The sequence below is a fragment of the Bacillus sp. 05T31 genome (assembly GCF_056396725.1).
Window position 1 is genome coordinate 1 of the sequence record NZ_JBFTMA010000005.1, and the last position, 22928, is coordinate 22928.

Below are 22928 nucleotides of genomic sequence, written 5' to 3' on the forward strand. Positions count from 1 at the left end.
GGAATTAACACTGGATTAAAAATTACAGAACTACTGAACATTAAATTTGAAGATGTATTAAATGAAGATGGAACTGTTAAAGAATTTTATTCTCTTCCTGTGAAAGATGAAAAGTTTAAACAAGATATTTATGTAAATTCAAAAGTAAAAGAGGCGCTTTTAGCGTACGTACAATCTTTTGACATTCAAAGAGAAAATTACGTATTTCAATCTAATAAAACACCAAATTCAATTTCGCGCCAACAAGCGTATCGTGTTATTCATAGTGCGGCTGAAGCGGTTGGAATACTTGGTAAGATTGGAACGAATTCAATGCGAAAAACATTTGGATTTCATGCATATAAAAGAGGAATAGCAATCGCGCTGTTGCAAAAACATTTTCATCACGCGACTCCGTCAGAGACGCTCAAGTATTTAGGGATATCAAAAGATGAAAAATTTAAAACAGAGATTGATGTAGATTTGTAAAAGGGAAGAGCCGTAACTAAAAAAATTTAGGAGGCGGGAATATGAATATTAGAGAGTGTGAACTACCGGGCATTGGATGTAAATTTGAAGTTATAACAAAGGGTAATGAAAAAATGGTTATTGTTATTCATGATGATGGAAGAAGGGAAATRTAYCATTTTGATGCGGATCATGATGAGAGTATTTCAAGCATTTCTCTTCGCGATTCTGAAGCAAGACAAATTGCGGCTATATTAGGCGGGATGGTATATAGGCCACAAGCTTTAGACACGATTGAGATGGCTTTTGAAGGATTATCAATTGAATGGTTTAAAGTAGAAAATAAGGCACCAGTGGTACAAAAAACAATTGGTAGCTTACACGTTAGAAAAACATATAACGTAACAATCATTGCTATTTTGAAAAAGAATATGAAGAAATTCTTTAATCCAGGTCCAGACTCTATTATTGAAGCTGGCGATATGCTCGTATTGTCGGGTGAAAGACATGAAGTGAAAAGAATTATTAATGAATTGCTTTCAGCAGGAGGTGATTCCTAATCGATGGATACTTTAATCTTTGAAGTTGGAACTGCGTTAGTATTAGTAGCTTTTGCAGCTATCCTCGCTGCGAAGTTAAAGTTCTCGATTATTCCGTTTCTCATTATACTCGGTATGTTAGTGGGGCCTCATGCCCCAGATTTAGGACTTATCGATTTAAGGTTTATTGAAAGCGGAGAAGTTATTTCCTTCCTCGGCCGTGTTGGCGTCATATTCCTCTTATTCTATTTAGGTTTAGAATTCTCAATAAAAAAATTAATTAAATCAGGAAAGTCGATTGCTTTTGGGGGTAGTGTTCATATATCGCTTAATTTCATATTAGGTTTACTTTATGGATATGTTATGGGCTTCCCCTTATTAGAAACGTTAATTATTGCTGGAATCATTACAATTTCATCGAGTGCAATTGTTGCAAAAGTAATTGTTGATTTAAGAAGATCTGGTAATAAAGAGACTGAATTAATATTAGGAATCATTATGTTTGATGATATCTTTTTAGCTGTATATTTATCAGTCGTTTCAGGGTTAGTACTCGGTGGTGCAACATCATTTGTAGGTGCTCTTACATCGGTGTTAATCGCGGTAGGGTATATGCTACTATTCTTTGTAATCGCTAGAAAAGCTACGCCGTTTCTAAATAAAGTATTAGATATTTCGTCAAACGAAATTTTTATTATCGTAATATTCGCTATTTTATTCTTTGTAGCAGGATTTTCAGAAACAATTCATGTTGCGGAAGCGATTGGGGCTTTATTGTTAGGACTCGTCTTTTCAGAAACAGAGCATAGTGACCGGATCGAGCATCTCGTCGTCCCGTTTCGTGATTTCTTTGGAGCTATATTTTTCTTCAGCTTCGGTTTAAGTATAGATCCGTTTTCGCTTGGAGGAGCAGTATGGTTGGCATTAGGAGCAGTTTTCATTACTCTCATCGGTAATTTTACAGCTGGAATGATTGCAGGGCGTAAAGCCGGGTTATCGCATAAGGTTTCTACGAATATCGGTTTAACACTTATATCACGTGGGGAATTCTCCATTATTGTCGCGAATCTCGGAATAGCGGGTGGCTTAATGGCAACGATTAAACCATTCTCAGCTTTATATGTTTTAATATTGGCGTCGCTAGGGCCATTATTAACGAAGGAGTCTGGGAGAATATACTCTCTACTAGACAAAATATTTAAATGGAGTGCTAAAGAAAGTGCAAAACGTAAAAAGGAAGTTGGATAACCTTTCGCGAGGGAACGATTCCATTATTTATAGATTAATATTTTACAAAGACGATTAGAATACATTCTAATCGTCTTTGTGCTATTATCTGAATTTCATCAACTATTAATCAGTTGCCTTCCTATTTAAAAACGACTACAATTTTACTGTTATATATATGAACGAAAAAAAGAGAATAGGAGGGGAGACTATGCCAAGGAAAGTATGGCTATTAGTAGCTGGGATGATTATTAATGTCACGGGTGCTTCTTTTTTATGGCCTTTTAATACAATTTACTTACATGATAGTTTAGGGAAATCTTTATCAGTAGCCGGAATGGTATTAATGATCAACTCGCTTACTGGTGTAATCGGAAACTTGCTCGGCGGTGTTTTATTTGATAAATGGGGCGGTTATAAATCAATTTTAGTAGGGATTGTCATTACACTTGTATCGATTTTAGGTCTTGTATTTTTCCATGGTTGGCCATTATATGTTGTGTGGCTAGCATTAATCGGATTCGGTTCTGGAATGGTGTTTCCATCGATGTATGCGATGGTCGGTACGGTTTGGCCAGAAGGTGGGAGACGAGCGTTCAATGCAATGTATGTTGGACAAAACGTTGGGATTGCGATTGGAACAGCGTGCGGTGGATTAGTTGCGTCTTATCGTTTTGATTATATTTTCTTAGCGAACTTTATTTTATATTTTATTTTCTTCTTAATTGCGTTTATTGGATTTCGTGGTATGGAAGCAAAAAAAGAGCAAGAGGTACAAAAAGAAGCCGAAACGAAAAAAGGTTGGTCACTTACACCTGGCTTCAAAGCGCTTCTAATCGTATGTGTAGCATATGCTTTATGCTGGGTTACATACGTACAGTGGCAAGGGGCAATTGCGACTCATATGCGAGAATTAGATATTAGCCTCCGCCATTATAGTTTATTATGGACGATAAACGGAGCGATGATTGTTTGTGCGCAGCCACTTGTTAGTATGTTAATTCGCTGGATGAAGCGTTCTTTAAAACAACAAATTATGATTGGAATCGTCATTTTTGCGGTGTCGTTTATTGTTTTAAGCCAAGCGCAGCAATTTACGATGTTTCTCGTTGCGATGGTGACATTAACAATTGGTGAATTATTCGTATGGCCGGCAGTTCCGACCATCGCAAATATACTTGCACCGAAAGATAAGCTAGGATTTTATCAAGGTGTTGTAAATAGCGCAGCGACTGTAGGGAAAATGTTCGGACCGGTCGTTGGCGGAGCGATTGTTGACTTATACAATATGGAAGTATTGTTTATTGCGATCATGGTAATGCTTGTAGTAGCGCTTATAGCAACGAGTATTTATGATAGACGAGTAAAAGTAGAAGAAACAGTTGAAGAAAAAATTGCAGTTTAGTTTGACGGAACATGCAACATGTTTTAGAATATATTTAAATAAATAGTAATAAAATATCCTTTGGAACAAGGGAGTTAGCTCGGCTGTCCTAAGACGAATTCGTTAGTTAGCAAGAGTAACGATTAACCGAGAAGCCCTCGCTTCAAGTAGGCTCTTAAGAGATACTAAGTGGTGGGTAGTTCACATTAACTCATATTTGTAATAACAGTGAGAAGGAGTAGTAGTAATAGAAGCTGGTTTAGAGAGTTGACGGTCGGTGCAAGTCAATCCACGTTTCGTTATGAACTCGCCTTTGAGTTGCAGTTGTGAAATCATTAGTAGCAATTGCCGTTAATCCACGTTACGGATCTAAGCGAATGTATTTATTACATTAATTTAGGGTGGTACCGCGGGAATCTATAACCTCTCGTCCCTTTCTAGGGATGAGAGGTTTTTTGTATTTTGGGCGGTGAAAATAAATAGAATTTCAAGGAGGGTATCTCATGAGCTTTAATCATCAAGAAATTGAGAAGAAGTGGCAAGGTCATTGGGAAGAGAATAAAACATTCCGTACGCCAGATGAGACAGAAAAACCAAAATTTTATGCACTAGATATGTTCCCATATCCATCAGGTGCAGGCTTACACGTAGGTCATCCAGAAGGTTATACAGCGACAGATATTTTATCTCGTATGAAGCGTATGCAAGGATATAATGTTCTTCATCCAATGGGATGGGATGCATTCGGTCTTCCAGCAGAGCAATATGCACTTGATACTGGGAACAGCCCGGCTGAATTTACAGAGCTTAATATTAATACGTTCCGTAATCAAATTAAAGCATTAGGCTTCTCTTATGATTGGGATCGTGAAGTAAATACAACGGATCCAAACTACTACAAGTGGACACAATGGATCTTCCTGAAACTATTTGAAAAAGGCTTAGCTTACGTTGATGAAGTACCTGTAAACTGGTGTCCAGCACTTGGTACAGTACTTGCGAATGAAGAAATAATTGACGGTAAGAGTGAGCGCGGTGGACATCCAGTTGAGCGTCGTCCGATGAGACAGTGGATGTTAAAAATTACAGCTTACGGAGATCGTTTATTAKAAGATCTAGATGAGCTTGATTGGCCAGAAAGCTTAAAAGATATGCAGCGTAACTGGATCGGTCGTTCTGAAGGTGCAGAAGTACACTTCAACATCGATGGTACAGATGAGAAATTCACAGTTTTCACAACGCGTCCTGATACACTATTTGGTGCAAGCTACTGTGTACTTGCTCCAGAGCATGCGCTTGTTGCTGACATTACAACAGTGGATCAAAAAGAAGCTGTGGAAGCTTACATTAATTCTGTAAAAATGAAGAGTGACCTAGAGCGTACAGAACTTGCGAAAGAGAAAACTGGTGTATTCACTGGTGCTTACGCAGTTAACCCAGTRAAYGGTGAGAAATTACCAATCTGGATCGCTGAYTATGTTCTTGCAACTTACGGAACAGGTGCTGTAATGGCAGTTCCAGCTCACGATGAGCGTGACTATGAATTCGCATCAACGTTCAATCTTCCAATGAAGGAAGTTGTAAAAGGCGGAGACATTTCGAAAGAAGCGTATACAGGTGATGGTGCGCACGTAAACTCAGCATTCCTTGATGGTTTAAATAAAGAAGAAGCAATTGTRAAAATGATTGARTGGCTTGAAGTAACAAGCGCAGGAAATCAAAAAGTAACGTACCGTCTACGTGACTGGTTATTTAGCCGCCAACGTTACTGGGGAGAGCCAATTCCAGTAATCCATTGGGAAGATGGCACAATGACAGCTGTGAAAGAAGAAGAATTACCATTAGTTCTTCCGAAAACAGAGAACATCCGTCCTTCAGGTACAGGTGAGTCACCACTTGCAAACATTGAAGAGTGGGTAAATGTTGTTGATCCTGAAACTGGTAAAAAAGGTCGTCGTGAAACAAATACAATGCCACAATGGGCTGGTAGCTGCTGGTACTACCTACGCTATATCGATCCAAACAACAGCGAAGCACTTGTAGATCCTGAAAAAGTAAAACAATGGCTTCCAGTTGATATTTATATTGGCGGAGCAGAGCACGCTGTACTTCACTTACTATATGCTCGTTTCTGGCATAAAGTATTATATGATATCGGTGTAGTTCCAACGAAAGAACCGTTCCAACAATTATTCAACCAAGGTATGATCTTAGGTGAAAACAACGAGAAAATGAGTAAATCAAAAGGTAACGTTGTAAATCCTGATGATATTGTAGCAAGCCACGGTGCAGATACACTTCGTCTATACGAAATGTTCATGGGACCATTAGATGCTTCAATCGCTTGGTCTGAAAATGGTCTTGACGGAGCTCGTCGTTTCCTAGACCGTGTATGGCGCCTATTCATTCAAGATAACGGTGAATTAAGTGAGAAAATCACTGATGCACCAAATAAAGAGCTTGAAAAAGCTTACCACCAAACAGTGAAGAAAGTAACAGAAGACTATGCAGAGCTTCGCTTCAACACAGCGATTTCTCAAATGATGGTATTCATCAACGATGCATACAAAGCTGAAACACTTCCGAAAGAATATGTAGAAGGTTTTGTAAAAATGATTGCACCAGTTGCACCTCACATCGGGGAAGAACTATGGAGCAAGCTTGGATACAATGAAACAATCACATATGCAAGCTGGCCAACATTTGATGAGTCTAAACTTGTAGAAGATGAAGTTGAAATCGTTGTTCAAATTATGGGCAAAGTTCGCGCAAAATTAACAATGAGTAAAGACGCATCAAAAGAAGAAATGGAACAACTTGCACTTGAAGCAATTCAAGACCAAATTGAAGGGAAAACAGTTCGTAAAGTAATTGTTGTTCCTGGAAAACTTGTTAACGTTGTTGCAAACTAATTAATTATTAATAAAAGCTCAGAGCGTTTATGCTCTGAGCTTTTTTGCGTGAAAAATAAGCTCTGGATCATCTTCATCTAAGTTTTCGATCATTCCACTACGCATAAATCCATTCGCTTTAAAAACTTTTTGCATATTTGTATTCGATTCGTTCGTTGAAGAAAATATTTTTTGAGTAGGAGAATGCCTTAACATATATGAGATTAATGAGCTTGCATGACCTTGTCTTCTTTTCGTTGGCGAAACAATGATTAATGAGAGGAAAGTATAACCAAAGAAATTTGTATCGTATGTTAGAAAACCAGAAATGGAATTGTCCTCTTTTGCAATGATGCAGGTTCCTTCATCAATAGCGTGTTTAATATAATCTCGTCTACTATCGTCTCCGATTACATCAACATCTATATGTAAGATTGAATCTAAATCGTCGATGGAAGCTTTTGCTACGTTCTCCAACGAAAACGCCTCCTTTTAAAAAATAATCAGTTAATTTAGTTTATCATGAATGAAGAACGAAGAAAAAGGCGCGGAATTCCCATATAGACAAACACCTATTCTTCTATAGAAAATATGATAAAAAAGGTAGGTTAAATTGAACAGAAGAGGTGAAAGGAATGAAAGGGATGGACAATAATGCACCACATGGCTTCTTCGGAGGTGGATCGGATAGTTATGGACAAATGATGTTCATGGGAGGAGAGGGTCAACACGGATATGGCGGAATYCCAAGTTGGATGGGAGGAGCAGCTGGAGGATTTCCGACGTCAGTGGCGGGTGTACAAACAGGATTTCCAACGTCAGTAGCTGGAGCGCAAACAGGATTTCCGGCACTAGTAGGAGGTGCACAAGGAGGAGTTCCTGTAGGTATGCCAACTACATTCCCATCTTTCGTTGGCGGTGTACAAACAGGATTTCCTGTACCTGGCGTTGGTGTTGTAGCAGGTGGGATCGGCGGATTCCCTCAAGGTGTTCACGGTCATCATGTGCATCATGAGCATCACGGCCATCACGGTCAACATGTACATCATGAGCATCACGGCCATCACGGTCATCATCAACAACACGGCCATCATCAGCATCATGGCCATCATCAACAACAAGTACATCATCATGGTCATCATCAAATTCATCCGCAGGCTGTCCTTTATCAAACTCATCATCATGGTCACCAAGGCCATCATCAACACCATGGTCATCATGGTCACCAAGGCCATCATCAACACCAAGGCCACCATCAGCAACAAGTACATCACCAAGGTCATCATCAAATTCACCCGCAGGCTGTCCTTTATCAAACTCATCAAGGTCAACACCATCACCAAGGCCAACATCATCACCAAGGCCAGCACCATCACCAAGGCCAACATCATCACCAAGGCCAGCACCATCACCAAGGTCAGCACCATCATCAAGGCCAGCACCATCATCAAGGTCAACACGGCCAGCAACACCAGCAACACCAGCAACACCAACAATATCAACAATATCAACAGCAACAATCTTCTCCTTGGACAGGTGGAATTGGAGCAGGAGGAGCCGGGGCAGCTGCCGGAGCAGCTAGCATTGGTGGAGCAGCAGGACACGCGGGACACGTGGGTCATTAATAGACCAAAGGAAAAAAGAAATAATAAAAAACTGCTAGGAGATCCTAGCAGTTTTTTTCTGCCTCTTGACGTTGGCGTTCGATTTCCGCACGAAGTTGTGGTTCTGGTGCTTGCCATCCTTCTGGTTTCATAATTTTGCCGTCGCCCTCGCGGAATCGAGGCTTTCCATCAGGGAATAGTTTTGCCATGTTAGCATTGTTTACAATTTCGAATCCTTTATCTGGACGTACGCCCATTTCTGCAAACGTTCCGAATGCAAAGTAAATAAGGTCAATAAGTGCATCATATTGATCTTCAACAGTTGTTGCTTCTAGAAATTCTTCTAGCTCTTCTTGCATAAAGCTAGCACGAATTTTTGCACGCTCTTCTGTTAGTTTTGTTGGAGTACTTGTCACAGGATGTCCGAATTCTTCATGCATTTTTGCAACAAGTTCGTATCCTTTATCTAAACCTTTTTCGTTTGTCATGTTGTTTCATCCTTTCTTACGTTATGCCGAATTTTATCCCGCATTAACGGGCAGTAAGACTCCCACCTCAAAAGTCGCAAATGCGAGGAAGCGAGGTGGGAGATAACTGCCCGTAAAAGCCCGATTGGTGAAGGCTAATAATCAGTGGGGAATGGACAAAATCCCCACTGATTAAAGTTTCACTTTATTGTAACATAAGGTAGTTATTAAATAAAAAGAACATCTTATGAGAAATAAGATGTTCGCTCGTTATTCTTCTTTCTTAATTAAAACGGATAAAATAAGATCGATGCCAAACATTCCGATGAGTAGCATTGGTATAACTACAAGTAAATAACGTGTGAAAGAAACATTTTTTAAGTATGTATGAGCAAATAAAAAGACGCCGAGAAATAAAATACCGTTTAAAATAGGCTTTACTAATTTTTTGGACATAAGCTCCCCCGTAAATATCTTTTCTCTCTATATTTGGTAATGAAAAACTCCTCTCTCCGTTGTATCATGCCGGAGGGAGGAGTTCAATCATTATCATTCAATTACGCCAGAATTTGTAATGTTAACTGTGTATTTTATTGTAATGGGAACATCTTTGTACATTTTTCTCCACTCTTCTAATTTAAATGGACGATAATGTTCTTTATACCTTGCACCGAGGCCGAGTGGATCTACATTCAAAGATTTAAACTGTTTAATTAGTTTATTAGCTTTTGCATCTAATTGTTTTTCAATCGTTTTTTCTATTTTTTGTGTATTCTTTTTATTGTCTAAGTTGAACTGTTTAGATAGTTCTTGAATACGAGCTTCTAGTTTGACGTGTATGAAAAATGATGGTTTTCCGTCTTTTATATTTACTTGGTAAGTTGGGACGGATCGAATGTTATTAATGATTGTGTATCCGGAGTTTGCTTTAAATTCATGTGAATCTAATCGGTGTTTTTCCAATAAGCCTTTAAAGGCAAACATATCATGATAATTAATTTTCCCAACATATTTATCTTTTTTTAAAAGGCCGATGCCAGTAATTTTTATTTTATCTTTATCTTTTTTGAGGATTGGTAAATAGGAATCTTGACCTTCACGATAATATCGATAGGCTCCTAAATGTAGATTGTCAGTAGGTAAAGGACCCGTTTTCATATTATGGTCTAACATTTTCTTTATATAAATGGCAACGTTAGATGATGTTGTATATTTACCTTTTAGTAAGTCTAGCCCTGTTCCCTCTAATAAACCGACATACATAGAGTTCCCGATATTCACATCACGAATTAACGTGTCAAAGGAAGTTGATAATCCTTTTTTAGCAATTCTTGTAGTAAATAGAGCAACCCGCATTTGTCCGCTGGCAAATGGTTGAGAAGACTCTAAAGATGTGTCTGCTTTTACTTGTTTTACCGCGTTTGCAGTTCCTTCGAAGACTTGAACTTTATTACCTTTTTTCTGAATGGGACAAACGAATGTCACTTTTACTTTATTATCCTTTGCTACATCAAATACAGTTCCTTGAATAAGTTGTACATCATCGATAATATTTTTTTGTAAACATCCAGTTAGACTGAAGAGTGTTATACAAGAAATAAGTATTAATTTACTTTTACTTTTGATTTTTTCCATTTTCTTTTCACCCACACAATAATAAATAGAATTGGGATGTATATGTAAATAAGCCAAAAACTAACCCTTGATGCATTACTAATAAAGTCATTAATATCATGTCTGTTCGTTAAAAGCTGTGAAACAATGAGGGTAATGAGCAAAAAAGTAATTAAAACACCTCTTTGTTTTACACGAAATATTTCGTGTGTTCCTCTTGTCGCAGCCCATAAAGGAAGGATAGAGCTTGTAACAATAACGAGAGCGTAAGCTGAGATTGCAATGTACTCTAGCCTTTCTATGAAAGGAAGTTGGATTACTTGTGTCATGGAAAGTTGTGACCATATTGTTTTTGATAATTGTTTTTCACTAAAAAACGAAAAGGCTAAAAGGGTACTAAATAAATATAGAAGATTTGAAAATAGTGCTCCGTATTGAGCGAATTTATGAGATTGCTTAGGATTTTTCACAAATGGATAAATCATAAGATAAATCTCAAACCCTGTCATACTGTAGATTGACAGCTGGGCGGCTTTTAAAATATCTGAAAAAGAATGTGTGAAAATAGGGAGTAAATTAGGCCAGTGAGAGTATTTCAAAACGAATAGGCTAAGAAATAAATATCCCAATGTACCACCAACTGAGATGACACAAATGCCGGTAATTACACGAAATCCAGAAGAGATAATGTAATAGCTAACTAAGCATAAGAAGAGTGTTAACATCCAAGTTGAAGCGGTAGGAAACATCCACACTTGAATAATTTCAACGTATGTTCGAATGACAGAAATGCTGACGGTTAAAAAATAGGCTATAAAGATGAGATTAATGCCGTTTCCTAGCCATTTTCCAAACGTTTGTCGCTGTAAATCAATTAAATTTCCGTTTGTTTCTTTTAACAAGAAATACATCATCCATAGGAGAATATGAATGATGATTCCTGTGATGAAGACTCCTATCCAACCGTCATATCCAGCAGCCTTAGCAATAATACGGGCAAACCCAAGGACGCCGGCACCGAATTGTGCACCGTGAATTAAAAAGAAAACGAAGACGGGTGATATTTGGTGTTCTGCTTTAATTTTACTCATCGATGCACCTCATTTCTTAATCATCAAAATCTGACGTATGTTTCGTAGAAATTCCATTAGTTGCTTTCTTTACGTGTTGCGGTCTTGCTTGAACATCTCGTGTATCAATCATTGTTAATGGAAAACGAATCCAAGAATCTTTAAAGGATTGTTGTCTCGTTGGATAAAAGAGAGCGTACGGCTTACGTAAAGAAGTAAGTCTAAACAAATGGGTAAATAAAAAGATAAATCCAAGAGATATACCGAAAAGCCCACCTATTTCTGCAAATGCAAGAAATGGGAAACGTAGTAATCGAACAGCGTTACCCATTTTATAAATCGGTGTAATGAAGGAAGCGAGTGCTGATAGGGCAACGATAATTAATAAAATATTACTCGTTAAACCAGCTTGTACAGATGCTTGCCCAATTACAATACCGCCTACAATACCGAGCGTTTGTCCGACCTTCATAGGTAATCGAGCGCCAGCTTCTCTTAATAAATCAATAGCAAGTTCCAAGAAAAGTGCTTCTATTAAAGGTGGAAATGGTACTTGAGCCCTTGATAAAATCAATGTTTCAAGTAAGTCACTCGGAACTAATTCATAATGATAATTCAAAACTGCAACGTATAATGGAGTTGCACAAATTGAGAATAGAACAGCGAGCAATCTTAAAATCCTTGAGAATGTAGCGTATAGCCAAGAAACGTTATAGTCTTCTGGTGAAATGAAAAAATCGAAATATGATACAGGAGTTAAAAGGACACTTGGAGAACCAYCAACAAAAATAGCGATTTTGCCATCAATAAGTGCCTTTGTAACTCTGTCAGTACGCTCTGTATTTATATAGAGTGGGAAAATCGATTTTTCACCCATTAACTCTTGTATATAGGCACTGTCATTAATTTGATCGTATTCGAGAGCACGTAATGATTCTTCTAGAAACTCTACATTATCTTTTTCTGCAAGGTTGTCTAAATACATCATCACAACCTTTGTTTTTGAAAACTCTCCAATAATCATCTCTTTTGTTTGTAACTCTAAAACAGGAAGGCGTTTACGGACTAAATTAATATTTGTATCAATAGCTTCTACAAAACCTTCTTGCGGACCGATAACTGTTGATTCATTTAATGGAGGGCTTGGTGCCCGGTAAGTATCAATTGCAATATTTGCAAGCATACACTTTTGATCTTGCTGATTTAATTGAATAATTGCATGTCCTTTTAAAACCATGTCCTCAATTTTTTGTAAGTCGTTCGTAATTGTAATACCACTCATTGGAATATGTTCTTTTAATTCTTCTAATGAAGCGCAAGGACGTTCCATTAGAGTAGGCATTAAATACTTTTGCAATTTCTCACCATCAAGTGAAGGGCGATAGTAAGAAATCCAATAAGGCATCGTTTCATCGTCAGATGTATGGTAATTAACAAAATCACTAGACTGTTTCAGCTTCTCTATTAAATCTTGTAGAGAATGAATATGGTCATTTTCTGGTTTGCTAAAGTCATAAATGCTGTTACTTTCTGAGCTTTGTTGTTTGTTTTGAGAAGAATCCTCTTGTTTAGAGCTTTGCTGTTTGTTCTGAGAATGATCCTCTTGYTTAGAATTTTGCTGYTTGTCTTGAGAAGWATCMTCTTGCTTAGAATTTTGCTGTTTGTCTTGAGAAKTATCRTCTTGYTTAGARYTTTGCTGYTTGTYTTGAGAAGWATCMTSTTGCTTAGAATTTTGTTGTTTGTTTTGAGAATTATCGTCTTGTTTAGAGCTTTGCTGTTTGTTTTGAGAAGAATCCTCTTGTTTAGAATTTTGCTGTTTGTTTTGAGAATTATCGTCTTGTTTAGAGCTTTGCTGTTTGTTTTGAGAAGAATCCTCTTGTTTAGAATTTTGCTGTTTGTTTTGAGAAGAATCCTGTTGCTTAGAATTTTGATGCTTGTCTTGAGAAGAAGCATCAGTTTGTTCCTTACTTTTTGGCTCGTCATTCTTATCTTTGTTATGTTCCTTTTGATCATCAGACTGTTGTTTCAAATCAGCTGTCTCTTTTGTATTTGAGTTTTTTTTCTTACGTAACCAATTCCAAATCATATGTATGCCCTCTTTGATTGTGTAATATAGTGCTATTTTGTGGCTAATTTTGTATATTATTCATTTATTTATGAAAAGAAAGAGGAGATTGGCTTGCATAGAAAAAAACCTTTAGTAAGCAGTTCATAAAATGACGGGAAGAAGGCGAGTCTGTGCAAATTGTAAAAAAGGAGAAGTTTGTTTTAAAAGAATTTGTGTTTGAAAATGGTAGGGAGATTCCTGTTCAAATGGGGTATGAGACGTATGGTGCTTTAAATAGAGAAAAATCAAATGGGATTTTGGTTTGTCACTATTTTAGTGCAACAAGTCATGCGGCAGGAAAATATACAGAGCATGATGAGGAAGCTGGTTGGTGGGATGGATTAATTGGACCTGGAAAAGCAATTGATACAAATAAATATTTCGTTATATGTACTGATAACCTTTGTAATGTACAGGTGAAGAACCCTTACGTGATTACAACGGGACCAAAATCGATAAATCCGATGACTGGTTTTGAGTATGCGATGGACTTTCCAGTTTTCACATTTTTAGATGTAGCACGTATGCAATATGAGTTAATAAAAGATATGGGGATTGCTAGGCTACATGCTGTAATGGGACCATCGGCAGGTGGGATGATTGCGCAGCAATGGGCTGTTCACTATCCTCATATGGTAGAGCGAGTGATTGGAGTTATTACGAATCCACAAAATCCAATTATAACGTCGGGAAATGTAGCGCAAAATGCGATTGAAGCAATTCAGCTTGATCCAAATTGGAAAGGTGGAAAGTACGGAGAGGAGCAACCAACGAAGGGGCTTCATTTAGCGAATAAAATGATGTTTATGAACGCATTTGATGAACATTTTTATGAAAAGGCATTCCCGCGGAACAGTATAGAAATGGTACCTTATCAACAATTTTCTGCATTAACATCATTTGAGAAAGAGATAAATAAAGTGACATGCAAAAGTATAGATTTAGTAGATGCAAATTCATGGATGTATACTACAAAAGCAGTCTTATTACATGATATTGCGCATGGATTTTCTTCTTTAGAAGAGGCTCTTTCTAATATAGAAGCGAATGTACTCATGATTCCGTGCAAACAAGATTTACTTCAGCCGCCTCGTTACAATTATAAAATGGTAGAAATATTGCAAAAGCAAGGGAAGTACGCAGAAGTATATGAGATAGAAAGTATAAATGGGCATATGGCAGGAGCGTTAGATATTCATTTATTTGAAAAGAAAGTTTATGAGTTTTTAAATCGGAAAGTATCTAGTTTAGTGTAGGAAATAATTAATGTGGAAAGGTGCATGATTTATAGTAGGCACCTTTTTTTACATGATTTGCAGACGGAAAATATATGAAGCGATTGATAAACCGAAGAAAGCTATACTAAGTAATAGAAATAAGAATGACATTTCTTGAGGGGATTTTATCTTTTTATTATTTTTCATACTAAGAGCAATAACTGCAAAAACTAAGAAAATGATGCCCATAATGAAAAGAAAAAGTGTCATTTTAACTGGCTCCTTTCATCAAACAAGTATATTGAGGATACAATGCGYCAGTTATGTTTGTAAAGAATAAGTTTTGCAGGGAAATTGAGAAATAAATGTTCCATTCTTTGCGTTCCTTCCTTCGCGTGCTAAAATTGATGAGAAATGTTTGTTTAAAGAAGAAACTGAAGGTTTTATTGTATATAAGGAGGAACTACATATGACAGAAGTAAAAACAATTACTACAGAAGAAGTGCAAAAGCGTTTAGAAAATGAAGAAACATTATTTTTAGTAGATGTAAGGGAAGATGAAGAAGTAGCGGCAGGGAAAATTCCGGAAGCTATACATATTAAAATGGGCGATATTCCAAATAAAGTAGATTTCTTTGAGAAAGAGAATGAATATATCTTTATTTGCCGTTCGGGAATGCGTAGTGAAAATGTATGCCATTATTTAAATGAGCAAGGATTTAAAACAGTGAATATGGTTGGCGGTATGCTTCAATATGAAGGCGAAACTAAATAAGTAGCTGCAAAAACTTGAAACGTGTTTGTTTCAAGTTTTTTTCTTTTGCATACAGTGTATAAAGTGAAACTTTAATCAGTAGGGGTTTTGTTCATCCCCCACTGATTATTAGCCTTCACCAATCGGGCGTTTACGGGCAGTTGATATCTCACCTAACTTCTTTGTCCCAGCCAAATTTTGAGGTGGGAGTCTTACTGCTCGTAAATAGCGGGATAAAAGGGGGATAGGTAAATGGGAATTAACATGCGTAAAGTGAAAATTATAAATAATACAGGAGCTGTTAATGTTGGTGACTGTTATGATATCTCACCTTTAGCTGTGGCAAAAATATATGCGGGTGCTGGAGGGTCGAGTGCGGCTATTTTTTTAAATGGGAAAAGGCAGCCAGAAGCGGTGATTAGAACATCAGTATTCCTTCCGCCATTAGCAACAAGTACACGTACATTAGGTTCGTAAAGGAGAGGTAGAGTGTAAGTATGCCAGCACATATAAAAGAGTTTATTATCGTTAATAACACTGGGAATATATTTACGGGTGATAATTTGAGTGATACTTCGTTTACTGCCTCGAAGTCGTATAGTGGTTCAATGGGTTGTACTTGGATTGATGTTGTTACGATAATAGGAACTGAAACGAAGCTTTGTTTACAACCGGGAGATAGTGTGACGACAACGTATACGAGAGGTACTCCTGCTAGTAATCTAACAGGAACAAATACGGATCAAGGTGCAAATGTATCAAATATAGTACAAAGTGTTCCTAATACAGATAATATGGATTCAACAGCTGGACTCCCCTAAGGAATTAAGGGAGTTTTTATTATTTAAAATAAAAAATAGTCTTGGAGATTATTTTTGTAAATAGATTAAGAAGAAGAGGTTTATCTAGTGTGAAAAAGATGGTTTGTAGGTGGTGAAAGTGTGAAAAATCGTGATAATAAAGGGAAACAACATTCGTTAAACTCTAATTTGAGAATTCCACCAGAACTTATTGGGCCTACTTTCCCTCCTGTTCCAACTGGATTTACGGGTATAGGGATTACAGGTCCAACAGGTCCACAAGGTCCGACTGGCCCTCAAGGACCGAGAGGGTTTCAAGGTCCGGTGGGAGAGATGGGACCGACAGGACCGCAAGGAGTGCAAGGGATTCAAGGACCAGCTGGACAAATAGGTGCAACAGGACCAGAAGGACAGCAGGGACCACAAGGATTAAGGGGACCACAGGGAGAAACTGGAGCGACAGGACCTCAAGGAGTGCAAGGGCTACAAGGTCCAATTGGTCCAACCGGAGCGACTGGGGCACAAGGTATACAGGGGATACAGGGATTACAGGGGCCGATTGGAGCTACCGGGCCAGAGGGATCTCAAGGAATTCAAGGAGTGCAAGGGGTACCGGGTGCAACAGGTTCACAAGGAATACAAGGAGCTCAAGGGATACAAGGCCCACAAGGACCGAGTGGAAATACGGGAGCAACAGGAGCGACTGGTCAGGGGATTAGTGGTCCGACTGGAATAACAGGTCCAACAGGGATAACTGGCCCATCTGGAGGACCTCCAGGTCCGACTGGAGCAACTGGTGCGACAGGGCCAGGAGGTGGACCGAGTGGAAGTACAGGTGCGACAGGAGCGACTGGAAATACTGGAGTAACTGGAAATACTGGAGTAACTGGAAGTGCGGGAGTGACTGGAAATACAGGTCCGAGTGGAAGTACAGGAGAAACAGGAGCACAGGGCCTGCAAGGAATACAAGGGATTCAAGGGCCAATTGGACCAACGGGTCCAGAAGGTCCGCAAGGTATTCAAGGTATTCCAGGTCCGACAGGAGTAACTGGTGAACAAGGAATCCAAGGGGTTCAGGGAATTCAAGGGATAACGGGGGCAACTGGAGATCAAGGTCCGCAAGGTATACAAGGGGCCATAGGACCTCAAGGTATAACAGGAGCAACAGGAGATCAAGGCCCACAAGGAATACAAGGGGTACCTGGTCCAACCGGGGACACAGGCTCACAAGGAGTCCAAGGAATTCAAGGACCAATGGGTGATATAGGACCAACAGGCCCAGAAGGCCCAGAAGGACTTCAGGGTCCGCAAGGAATACAAGGAGTGCCAGGACCAGCTGGAGCAACAGGTCCAGAGGGCTCACAAGGAATCCAAGGAATTCAAGGACCAATAGGAGTAACAGGTCCAGAAGGTCCACAAGGAATTCAGGGAATACAAGGGATTCAAGGTATAACAGGAGCAACCGGAGCACAAGGAGCAACTGGAGTTCAAGGTGTTCAAGGGAATATAGGAGCAACAGGTCCAGAGGGCCCGCAAGGAGTGCAAGGTACTCAAGGGGATATAGGTCCAACAGGTCCAATGGGTTCACAGGGAATTCAAGGAATCCAAGGAATTCAAGGACCGACGGGTACGCAAGGGGTGCAAGGCCCACAAGGAATTCAAGGAATCCAAGGGCCGACAGGAGTAACTGGAGATACGGGTACAACAGGGGCGACAGGGGAAGGGACTACAGGGGCAACTGGAGTAACGGGTCCATCAGGTGTAACGGGTCCATCAGGAGGCCCAGCCGGACCGACTGGCCCAACAGGTCCATCAGGTCCGACGGGAGTGACAGGTCCATCCGGTGGACCACCTGGTCCGACAGGGGCGACAGGTGTAACGGGAGGAGTAGGAGATACGGGAGCAACAGGGGCGACGGGTGTGACCGGAGCAACTGGAGTAACTGGTGCAACAGGAGCAACGGGGCTGCAGGGTCCACAAGGAATACAAGGAGTACAAGGAGACATAGGCCCAACCGGTCCGCAAGGTGTTCAAGGTCCACAAGGGATCCAAGGTATAACTGGAGCAACGGGAGATCAAGGGCCGCAAGGAATTCAAGGCCCGCAAGGAATCCAAGGTCCAACCGGTCCTCAAGGAATCCAAGGAGGTCAAGGCCCACAAGGGATACAAGGGGCAACAGGAGCAACCGGAGCACAAGGCTCACAGGGAATTCAAGGGATACAAGGAGTGCAAGGTCCGACTGGTCCACAAGGCCCAACCGGAATACAAGGTGTGCAAGGAGAAATAGGTCCAACGGGTCCGCAAGGTGTGCAAGGTTTACAAGGTCCACAAGGCCCAACCGGGGACACGGGTCCAACAGGAGCGCAAGGCCCACAAGGAATTCAAGGTCCAACGGGAGCAACAGGRGCGACAGGTTCACAAGGAATTCAAGGTCCAACGGGGGCAACAGGTTCACAAGGTCCAACAGGAGGCACGGGTCCAACAGGTTCACAAGGAATCCAAGGTCCAACGGGAGCAACAGGAGCCACTGGAGCGACCGGGGTGACTGGAGTTAGTACAACTGCAACATATGCATTTGCGAATAATACATCAGGAACTGCTATTTCCGTTTTATTAGGCGGTACGAATATCCCATTACCGAACAATCAAAATATTGGACCAGGAATAACTGTTAGTGGTGGAAATACTGTATTTACAGTTGCGAATGCAGGGAATTATTATATAGCCTATACAATTAATTTAACGGCAGGATTACTTGTAAGTTCTCGTATAACTGTAAATGGCAGTCCGCTTGCGGGAACGATAAACTCCCCGGCAGTGGCTACTGGTTCATTTAGTGCACCAATAATTGCTAACTTGCCTGCTGGAGCTGCTATTAGTCTGCAGTTATTTGGATTAGTTGCAATAGCTACATTATCTACAACAACGCCAGGAGCTACTCTAACTATTATTAGATTAAGTTAATAAGCAAAAAAACCTTGGAACTTTTATGTTTCAAGGTTTTTTTATCTCGTTACTTGTAGATAGTCTAATTGGTTAGTAAAGTTTCACTTTATTCACCTTAGCAAAAACATCGCAGTTCGAAAATATATTATAATTGAATGAAAAGAGAGAAATTTGGCAGAAAGGGAGGGTGGCGATGCAGGAGAAGGTTAAAGACTTTTTTGGACGCCCACTTCAAGATTTACGCATATCTGTCATTGATCGTTGCAATTTTAGATGTACATATTGTATGCCAGCGGAAGTATTTGGGCCTGATTATGCTTTTTTGAAAGATGAGTTTTTACTAACGTTCGATGAAATTGAGCGTTTGGCAAAAGTGTTTGTTAGCATCGGTGTACGAAAAATTAGAATTACTGGTGGCGAACCACTGCTTCGTAAAGATTTAACAAAACTTATTGCACGTCTTGTGAAAATTGATGGATTAGTAGATATAGGATTAACGACAAATGCTATTCATTTAACGAAACAAGCAAAGGCATTAAAAGAAGCTGGATTACATAGAGTAAATGTTAGTTTAGATGCAATAGATGACGATATATTTAGGAACATTAATGGTCGAAATATTAATACGAAACCTGTGATTAAGGGAATTAAAGCAGCGAAAGAGGCGGGGCTGGAAGTAAAGGTAAATATGGTTGTGAAAAAAGGGATGAACGATCATCAAGTACTTCCARTKGCTGCGTATTTTAAAGARCAAGGAATCACGCTTAGGTTTATTGAGTTTATGGATGTTGGYAGTACGAATGGATGGAATTTCGATCAAGTGGTTACAAAGCGAGAATTGATCGAGATGATTCATAGAGTGTATCCGCTTGAGCCAGCTGAAGCGCATTATTTCGGTGAAGTTGCGAAGCGATATCAGTACGTTGGAACAAATGTTGAAGTCGGTTTTATTACTTCTGTTTCTGAGTCATTTTGTTCCTCTTGTACGAGAGCGAGAATTTCAGCAGATGGAAAGTTTTATACTTGCTTATTTGCGACAGAAGGATTAGATGTAAGGAAACTTCTTAGAGGAAATCTTTCGGATGATGAGTTATTAAGCGTTATACAAGATGTGTGGGTGAATAGAAAAGATAGGTATTCGGATGAACGGACAGAAGAAAGTGCGAAAAATCGTCCGAAAATTGAAATGTCTTATATAGGAGGATAAGAAAGGGGGATGTCGTATGCAAGAGCGATATTCAAGACAAATGTTATTTTCTGGTGTTGGGGAAGAAGGGCAACGGAAAATAAGAGGGAAGCATGTGCTCGTTATCGGTGCTGGTGCACTCGGAGCAGCGAATGCAGAAGCAATTGTTAGRGCAGGTGTTGGAAAAATAACAATTGCGGATCGTGATTATGTAGAATGGAGTAATTTACAAAGGCAACAATTATATACAGAAGAAGATGCAAAGCATTATAAACCGAAAGCAATAGCGGCAGCAGAACATTTAAAGGCAATTAATTCCGAAGTAGAAATTGTACCGGTTGTGACTGATGTAACGGTGCAAGAAATGGAAGAATTAATTAAAGGTGTAGATTTAATATTAGATGCGACAGATAATTTTGAAACGCGCCTTCTTATTAATGATATATCGCAGATGTATAACGTTCCATGGATATACGGAGGATGTGTTGGAAGTTACGGAGTAACTTATACAATCTTGCCAGGAAAAACGCCGTGCTTTCGATGTTTAATGGAGCATCCAGCGAGCGGAGCGACATGTGATACGGCCGGTATTATACAGCCAGCAGTGCAATTAGTAGTTGCACATCAAATAACGGAAGCCTTGAAAATATTAGTAGAAGATTTTGAGGCACTTCGTGAAACGATGCTATCATTTGATCTTTGGAATAATCAGCAGATGGCATTTAAAGTGAATAGACAGAAAAAGGATACATGTTTATCTTGTGGAAAGTTACGTACATATCCGAGTTTAACATTTGAAGCACAAACGAAAACAGAAGTATTATGTGGGCGAAATACAGTTCAAATCCGTCCAGGTGTGCGTCAGGGTTTTAATTTAGAAGAAATTAAAAAGCGCTTACAAAAAAGTGTGGATGTAAAAGCAACGCCGTATTTATTATCATTTCCAGTGGAAGAATATCGTTTTGTTTTATTTACAGAYGGYAGGGCRTTTATTCATGGKACRAATGATATGAATGTTGCGAAACGACTATATGCAAGATATATAGGTTGAACCTAAAGGGGAATCCTTTAGGTTCAAATGGAAAAGGTAGGATTAAGAATTTCTAATATAATCTCCATTTTTTCCGCCCGTTTTTTCAAGTAAGTACGTTTCGCCAATAATCATACCCTTATCAACGGCTTTACACATGTCATATACAGTAAGAGCGGTAGCGGAAGCAGCTGTTAAAGCTTCCATCTCAACGCCGGTACTACCTTCTGTTTTAACTTTTACTTCAATAAGTAGCCGATATTGTTCTTCTGACTGTTTCCAATCGAAAGAGACATCAACACCTTTTAATAATAAAGGATGGCACATTGGGATAATATCAGAAGTACGTTTTGCAGCCATAATACCTGCGATTTGTGCGACAGCTAATACGTCACCTTTACCAATTTCATTGTGAGAGATTTTATCAAAAATTTCTTTTGTAACGAGAATGCTAGAGCATGCTATTGCTGTTCGAACGGTTATTTTTTTGTCACTTATATCAACCATTTTAGCGCGYCCTTGGTCGTTGAAATGTGTGAATGAAGACATGGAATTCCTCCTTGAAGTAATTGCKATTTAATATATAAAGTGTAATCGAGATTAGATATTTTGCAAATATGAGGTGAGAAACAATGGTAGAAAAACGAATCCCGATTCAAGTTGCAGAGGCWGTAGAGCGGGTTATGAAATACGCTAAGYATGGTGAAGTAGAAGAAGTTTCTATTACAGAAAGTTACGGGAGGATTCTTGGRGAGGATGTTGTATCAGATCACGACGTTCCTCACTTTGATCGTTCTCCTTACGATGGTTTCGCAATTCGAGMAGAAGATACGAAGGAAGYGAGTCAAGAGCAGCCAGTTGAATTTGAAGTAATAGGAGAGATCGGAGCAGGATCTGTTTTTGCAGAAGAAGTAAGGGCCTTTCAGGCGGTTCGTATTATGACAGGAGCAGCTATTCCAGAAGATTGCAATGCAGTCGTAATGCTAGAACTGACGGAAGGATTCGAGAGGAACGAAAGTACATATATGAAGTTAAAACGTCCTTTCCAAAACGGTGACAATGTGTCATTTAAAGGAGAAGATATAAAACAAAATCAAGTCCTCGTTAAGAAAGGTTTTGTAATCAATCCAGGTGTTGCCGCATTATTAGCGACGTTTGGATATAGCACTGTGAAAGTTGTAAAACAGCCTGTTGTCGGTATTGTAACGACGGGCAGCGAATTACTAGAAGTGCATGAGGCGTTAGAACCAGGAAAAATTAGAAATAGTAACTCTTACATGATTGCCGCTCAAATTATGAAAGCTGGCGGAAAAGTGCGTTACTATGGACAACTTGCCGATGAGTTAGATGCATGTTTTACAGCTGTTAAATCAGCGATGGATGAGGTTGATATTTTAATTACAACGGGCGGTGTTTCAGTAGGRGATTACGACTAYTTRCCRGCTATTTATGMAAGGTTACAGGCGAATGTACTCTTTAATAAAATAGCGATGAGACCKGGGAGTGTAACGACAGTAGCTGAAGTTGATGGAAAGYTACTYTTYGGTTTATCAGGTAATCCGTCAGCTTGTTATGTAGGTTTCGAATTATTTTTGCATCAAATTTTGAAATCGTATTTGCATGTGAAGGAGCCTCACGTATATAG

22 protein-coding genes and 1 other annotated feature are annotated in these 22928 nt (G+C 39.3%); of the genes, 14 read left to right on the plus strand and 8 right to left on the minus strand.

From position 1 onward, the window contains the following. The 5 genes from AC1DJR_RS00710 to leuS all read left to right on the plus strand — a co-directional run. A partial coding sequence (locus AC1DJR_RS00710; RefSeq protein WP_477001849.1) for a tyrosine-type recombinase/integrase occupies nt 1-468 on the plus strand: 468 nt, incomplete at its 5' end. 41 nt (nt 469-509) lie between these two features. Then, a complete protein-coding gene (locus AC1DJR_RS00715) occupies nt 510-1007 on the plus strand; it encodes a cation:proton antiporter regulatory subunit (RefSeq protein WP_477001850.1) in 498 nt (165 codons plus the stop codon). A 3-nt stretch (nt 1008-1010) separates the two neighbouring features. After that, entirely contained in the window at nt 1011-2234 is a 1224-nt protein-coding gene (locus AC1DJR_RS00720) for a cation:proton antiporter (RefSeq protein WP_103458208.1), read from the plus strand. Nucleotides 2235-2424: 190 nt separating this feature from the next. Beyond that, complete coding sequence (locus AC1DJR_RS00725; protein ID WP_429686616.1) at nt 2425-3618, plus strand: MDR family MFS transporter; 1194 nt, start codon at nt 2425-2427, stop codon at nt 3616-3618. A gap of 198 nt (nt 3619-3816) precedes the next feature. Beyond that, nucleotides 3817-4035, plus strand: a binding site (T-box leader). Nucleotides 4036-4100: 65 nt separating this feature from the next. Beyond that, nucleotides 4101-6509, plus strand: a complete 2409-nt coding sequence (gene leuS / locus AC1DJR_RS00730) for a leucine--tRNA ligase (protein WP_477001851.1) — start codon at nt 4101-4103, stop codon at nt 6507-6509. Between the two features lie 27 nt (nt 6510-6536). Here the strand turns inward: leuS and AC1DJR_RS00735 are convergent, their stop codons facing one another. Then, complete coding sequence (locus AC1DJR_RS00735; RefSeq protein WP_429686618.1) at nt 6537-6965, minus strand: GNAT family N-acetyltransferase; 429 nt, start codon at nt 6963-6965, stop codon at nt 6537-6539. A 158-nt stretch (nt 6966-7123) separates the two neighbouring features. On the opposite strand from AC1DJR_RS00735, the gene AC1DJR_RS00740 reads away from it, so the two are divergent. Then, the gene (locus AC1DJR_RS00740) at nt 7124-8113 is read left to right on the plus strand and encodes a VrrB protein (RefSeq protein ID WP_429686619.1); all 990 of its coding nucleotides are present in this window, start codon (nt 7124-7126) and stop codon (nt 8111-8113) included. Nucleotides 8114-8157: 44 nt separating this feature from the next. Here the strand turns inward: AC1DJR_RS00740 and AC1DJR_RS00745 are convergent, their stop codons facing one another. From AC1DJR_RS00745 to AC1DJR_RS00765, 5 genes are all read right to left on the minus strand, one after another. Then, a complete protein-coding gene (locus AC1DJR_RS00745) occupies nt 8158-8580 on the minus strand; it encodes a pyrophosphohydrolase domain-containing protein (protein WP_002034433.1) in 423 nt (140 codons plus the stop codon). Between the two features lie 249 nt (nt 8581-8829). After that, nucleotides 8830-9015, minus strand: coding sequence for a hypothetical protein (locus AC1DJR_RS00750; protein ID WP_002129504.1), 186 nt, complete (start codon nt 9013-9015; stop codon nt 8830-8832). A gap of 93 nt (nt 9016-9108) precedes the next feature. Next, nucleotides 9109-10194 carry a Ger(x)C family spore germination protein gene (locus AC1DJR_RS00755; protein ID WP_131246873.1) on the minus strand — a complete coding sequence of 362 codons (1086 nt, stop codon included), beginning with the start codon at nt 10192-10194 and terminating at the stop codon, nt 9109-9111. After that, nucleotides 10164-11264: a spore germination protein gene (locus AC1DJR_RS00760; protein ID WP_289404778.1), complete on the minus strand. Its 1101-nt coding sequence runs from the start codon at nt 11262-11264 to the stop codon at nt 10164-10166. Before AC1DJR_RS00760 ends, AC1DJR_RS00755 begins: the two co-directional genes overlap by 31 nt. A 16-nt stretch (nt 11265-11280) precedes the next feature. Beyond that, nucleotides 11281-13329, minus strand: a complete 2049-nt coding sequence (locus AC1DJR_RS00765; protein ID WP_477001852.1) for a spore germination protein — start codon at nt 13327-13329, stop codon at nt 11281-11283. Nucleotides 13330-13481: 152 nt separating this feature from the next. Between AC1DJR_RS00765 and AC1DJR_RS00770 the strand changes: the two genes are divergently transcribed. After that, nucleotides 13482-14606, plus strand: coding sequence for a homoserine O-acetyltransferase family protein (locus AC1DJR_RS00770; RefSeq protein WP_429686621.1), 1125 nt, complete (start codon nt 13482-13484; stop codon nt 14604-14606). Between the two features lie 48 nt (nt 14607-14654). Here the strand turns inward: AC1DJR_RS00770 and AC1DJR_RS00775 are convergent, their stop codons facing one another. Then, nucleotides 14655-14837, minus strand: coding sequence for a hypothetical protein (locus AC1DJR_RS00775; protein ID WP_002129493.1), 183 nt, complete (start codon nt 14835-14837; stop codon nt 14655-14657). A gap of 199 nt (nt 14838-15036) precedes the next feature. Between AC1DJR_RS00775 and AC1DJR_RS00780 the strand changes: the two genes are divergently transcribed. From AC1DJR_RS00780 to AC1DJR_RS00805, 6 genes are all read left to right on the plus strand, one after another. Next, nucleotides 15037-15342, plus strand: coding sequence for a rhodanese-like domain-containing protein (locus AC1DJR_RS00780; RefSeq protein ID WP_429686622.1), 306 nt, complete (start codon nt 15037-15039; stop codon nt 15340-15342). A 231-nt stretch (nt 15343-15573) separates the two neighbouring features. Then, on the plus strand, nt 15574-15798 hold the full coding sequence (locus AC1DJR_RS00785) for a spore germination protein (RefSeq protein ID WP_016106394.1): 225 nt from the start codon (nt 15574-15576) through the stop codon (nt 15796-15798). Between the two features lie 20 nt (nt 15799-15818). Next, nucleotides 15819-16142, plus strand: a complete 324-nt coding sequence (locus AC1DJR_RS00790; protein WP_113734076.1) for a hypothetical protein — start codon at nt 15819-15821, stop codon at nt 16140-16142. Nucleotides 16143-16262: 120 nt separating this feature from the next. After that, nucleotides 16263-19085 carry a BclA-related collagen-like exosporium protein gene (locus AC1DJR_RS00795; protein ID WP_429691756.1) on the plus strand — a complete coding sequence of 941 codons (2823 nt, stop codon included), beginning with the start codon at nt 16263-16265 and terminating at the stop codon, nt 19083-19085. A gap of 175 nt (nt 19086-19260) precedes the next feature. After that, nucleotides 19261-20274 (plus strand): GTP 3',8-cyclase MoaA, encoded by a 1014-nt coding sequence (gene moaA / locus AC1DJR_RS00800; protein ID WP_477001853.1) that lies wholly within the window; start codon nt 19261-19263, stop codon nt 20272-20274. Nucleotides 20275-20290: 16 nt separating this feature from the next. Next, entirely contained in the window at nt 20291-21304 is a 1014-nt protein-coding gene (locus tag AC1DJR_RS00805) for a molybdopterin-synthase adenylyltransferase MoeB (protein WP_002067678.1), read from the plus strand. Between the two features lie 42 nt (nt 21305-21346). Here AC1DJR_RS00805 and moaC read toward each other — a convergent pair whose 3' ends face one another. Then, nucleotides 21347-21832, minus strand: coding sequence for a cyclic pyranopterin monophosphate synthase MoaC (gene moaC / locus AC1DJR_RS00810; RefSeq protein ID WP_002112363.1), 486 nt, complete (start codon nt 21830-21832; stop codon nt 21347-21349). Nucleotides 21833-21915: 83 nt separating this feature from the next. Between moaC and AC1DJR_RS00815 the strand changes: the two genes are divergently transcribed. Further along, on the plus strand, nt 21916-22928 hold a 1013-nt coding region (locus AC1DJR_RS00815), incomplete at its 3' end, for a molybdopterin molybdotransferase MoeA (protein ID WP_477001854.1).

What these genes read in the sequence shown, in the direction of transcription:
- AC1DJR_RS00720 (WP_103458208.1), top strand. Translation starts at nt 1,011, where the DNA reads ATGGATACTTTAATCTTTGAAGTTGGAACTGCGTTAGTATTAGTAGCT.
- AC1DJR_RS00725 (WP_429686616.1), top strand. Translation starts at nt 2,425, where the DNA reads ATGCCAAGGAAAGTATGGCTATTAGTAGCTGGGATGATTATTAATGTC.
- AC1DJR_RS00745 (WP_002034433.1), bottom strand. Translation starts at nt 8,580, where the DNA reads ATGACAAACGAAAAAGGTTTAGATAAAGGATACGAACTTGTTGCAAAA.
- AC1DJR_RS00750 (WP_002129504.1), bottom strand. Translation starts at nt 9,015, where the DNA reads ATGTCCAAAAAATTAGTAAAGCCTATTTTAAACGGTATTTTATTTCTC.
- AC1DJR_RS00755 (WP_131246873.1), bottom strand. Translation starts at nt 10,194, where the DNA reads ATGGAAAAAATCAAAAGTAAAAGTAAATTAATACTTATTTCTTGTATA.
- AC1DJR_RS00760 (WP_289404778.1), bottom strand. Translation starts at nt 11,264, where the DNA reads ATGAGTAAAATTAAAGCAGAACACCAAATATCACCCGTCTTCGTTTTC.
- AC1DJR_RS00775 (WP_002129493.1), bottom strand. Translation starts at nt 14,837, where the DNA reads ATGACACTTTTTCTTTTCATTATGGGCATCATTTTCTTAGTTTTTGCA.
- AC1DJR_RS00780 (WP_429686622.1), top strand. Translation starts at nt 15,037, where the DNA reads ATGACAGAAGTAAAAACAATTACTACAGAAGAAGTGCAAAAGCGTTTA.
- AC1DJR_RS00785 (WP_016106394.1), top strand. Translation starts at nt 15,574, where the DNA reads ATGGGAATTAACATGCGTAAAGTGAAAATTATAAATAATACAGGAGCT.
- AC1DJR_RS00790 (WP_113734076.1), top strand. Translation starts at nt 15,819, where the DNA reads ATGCCAGCACATATAAAAGAGTTTATTATCGTTAATAACACTGGGAAT.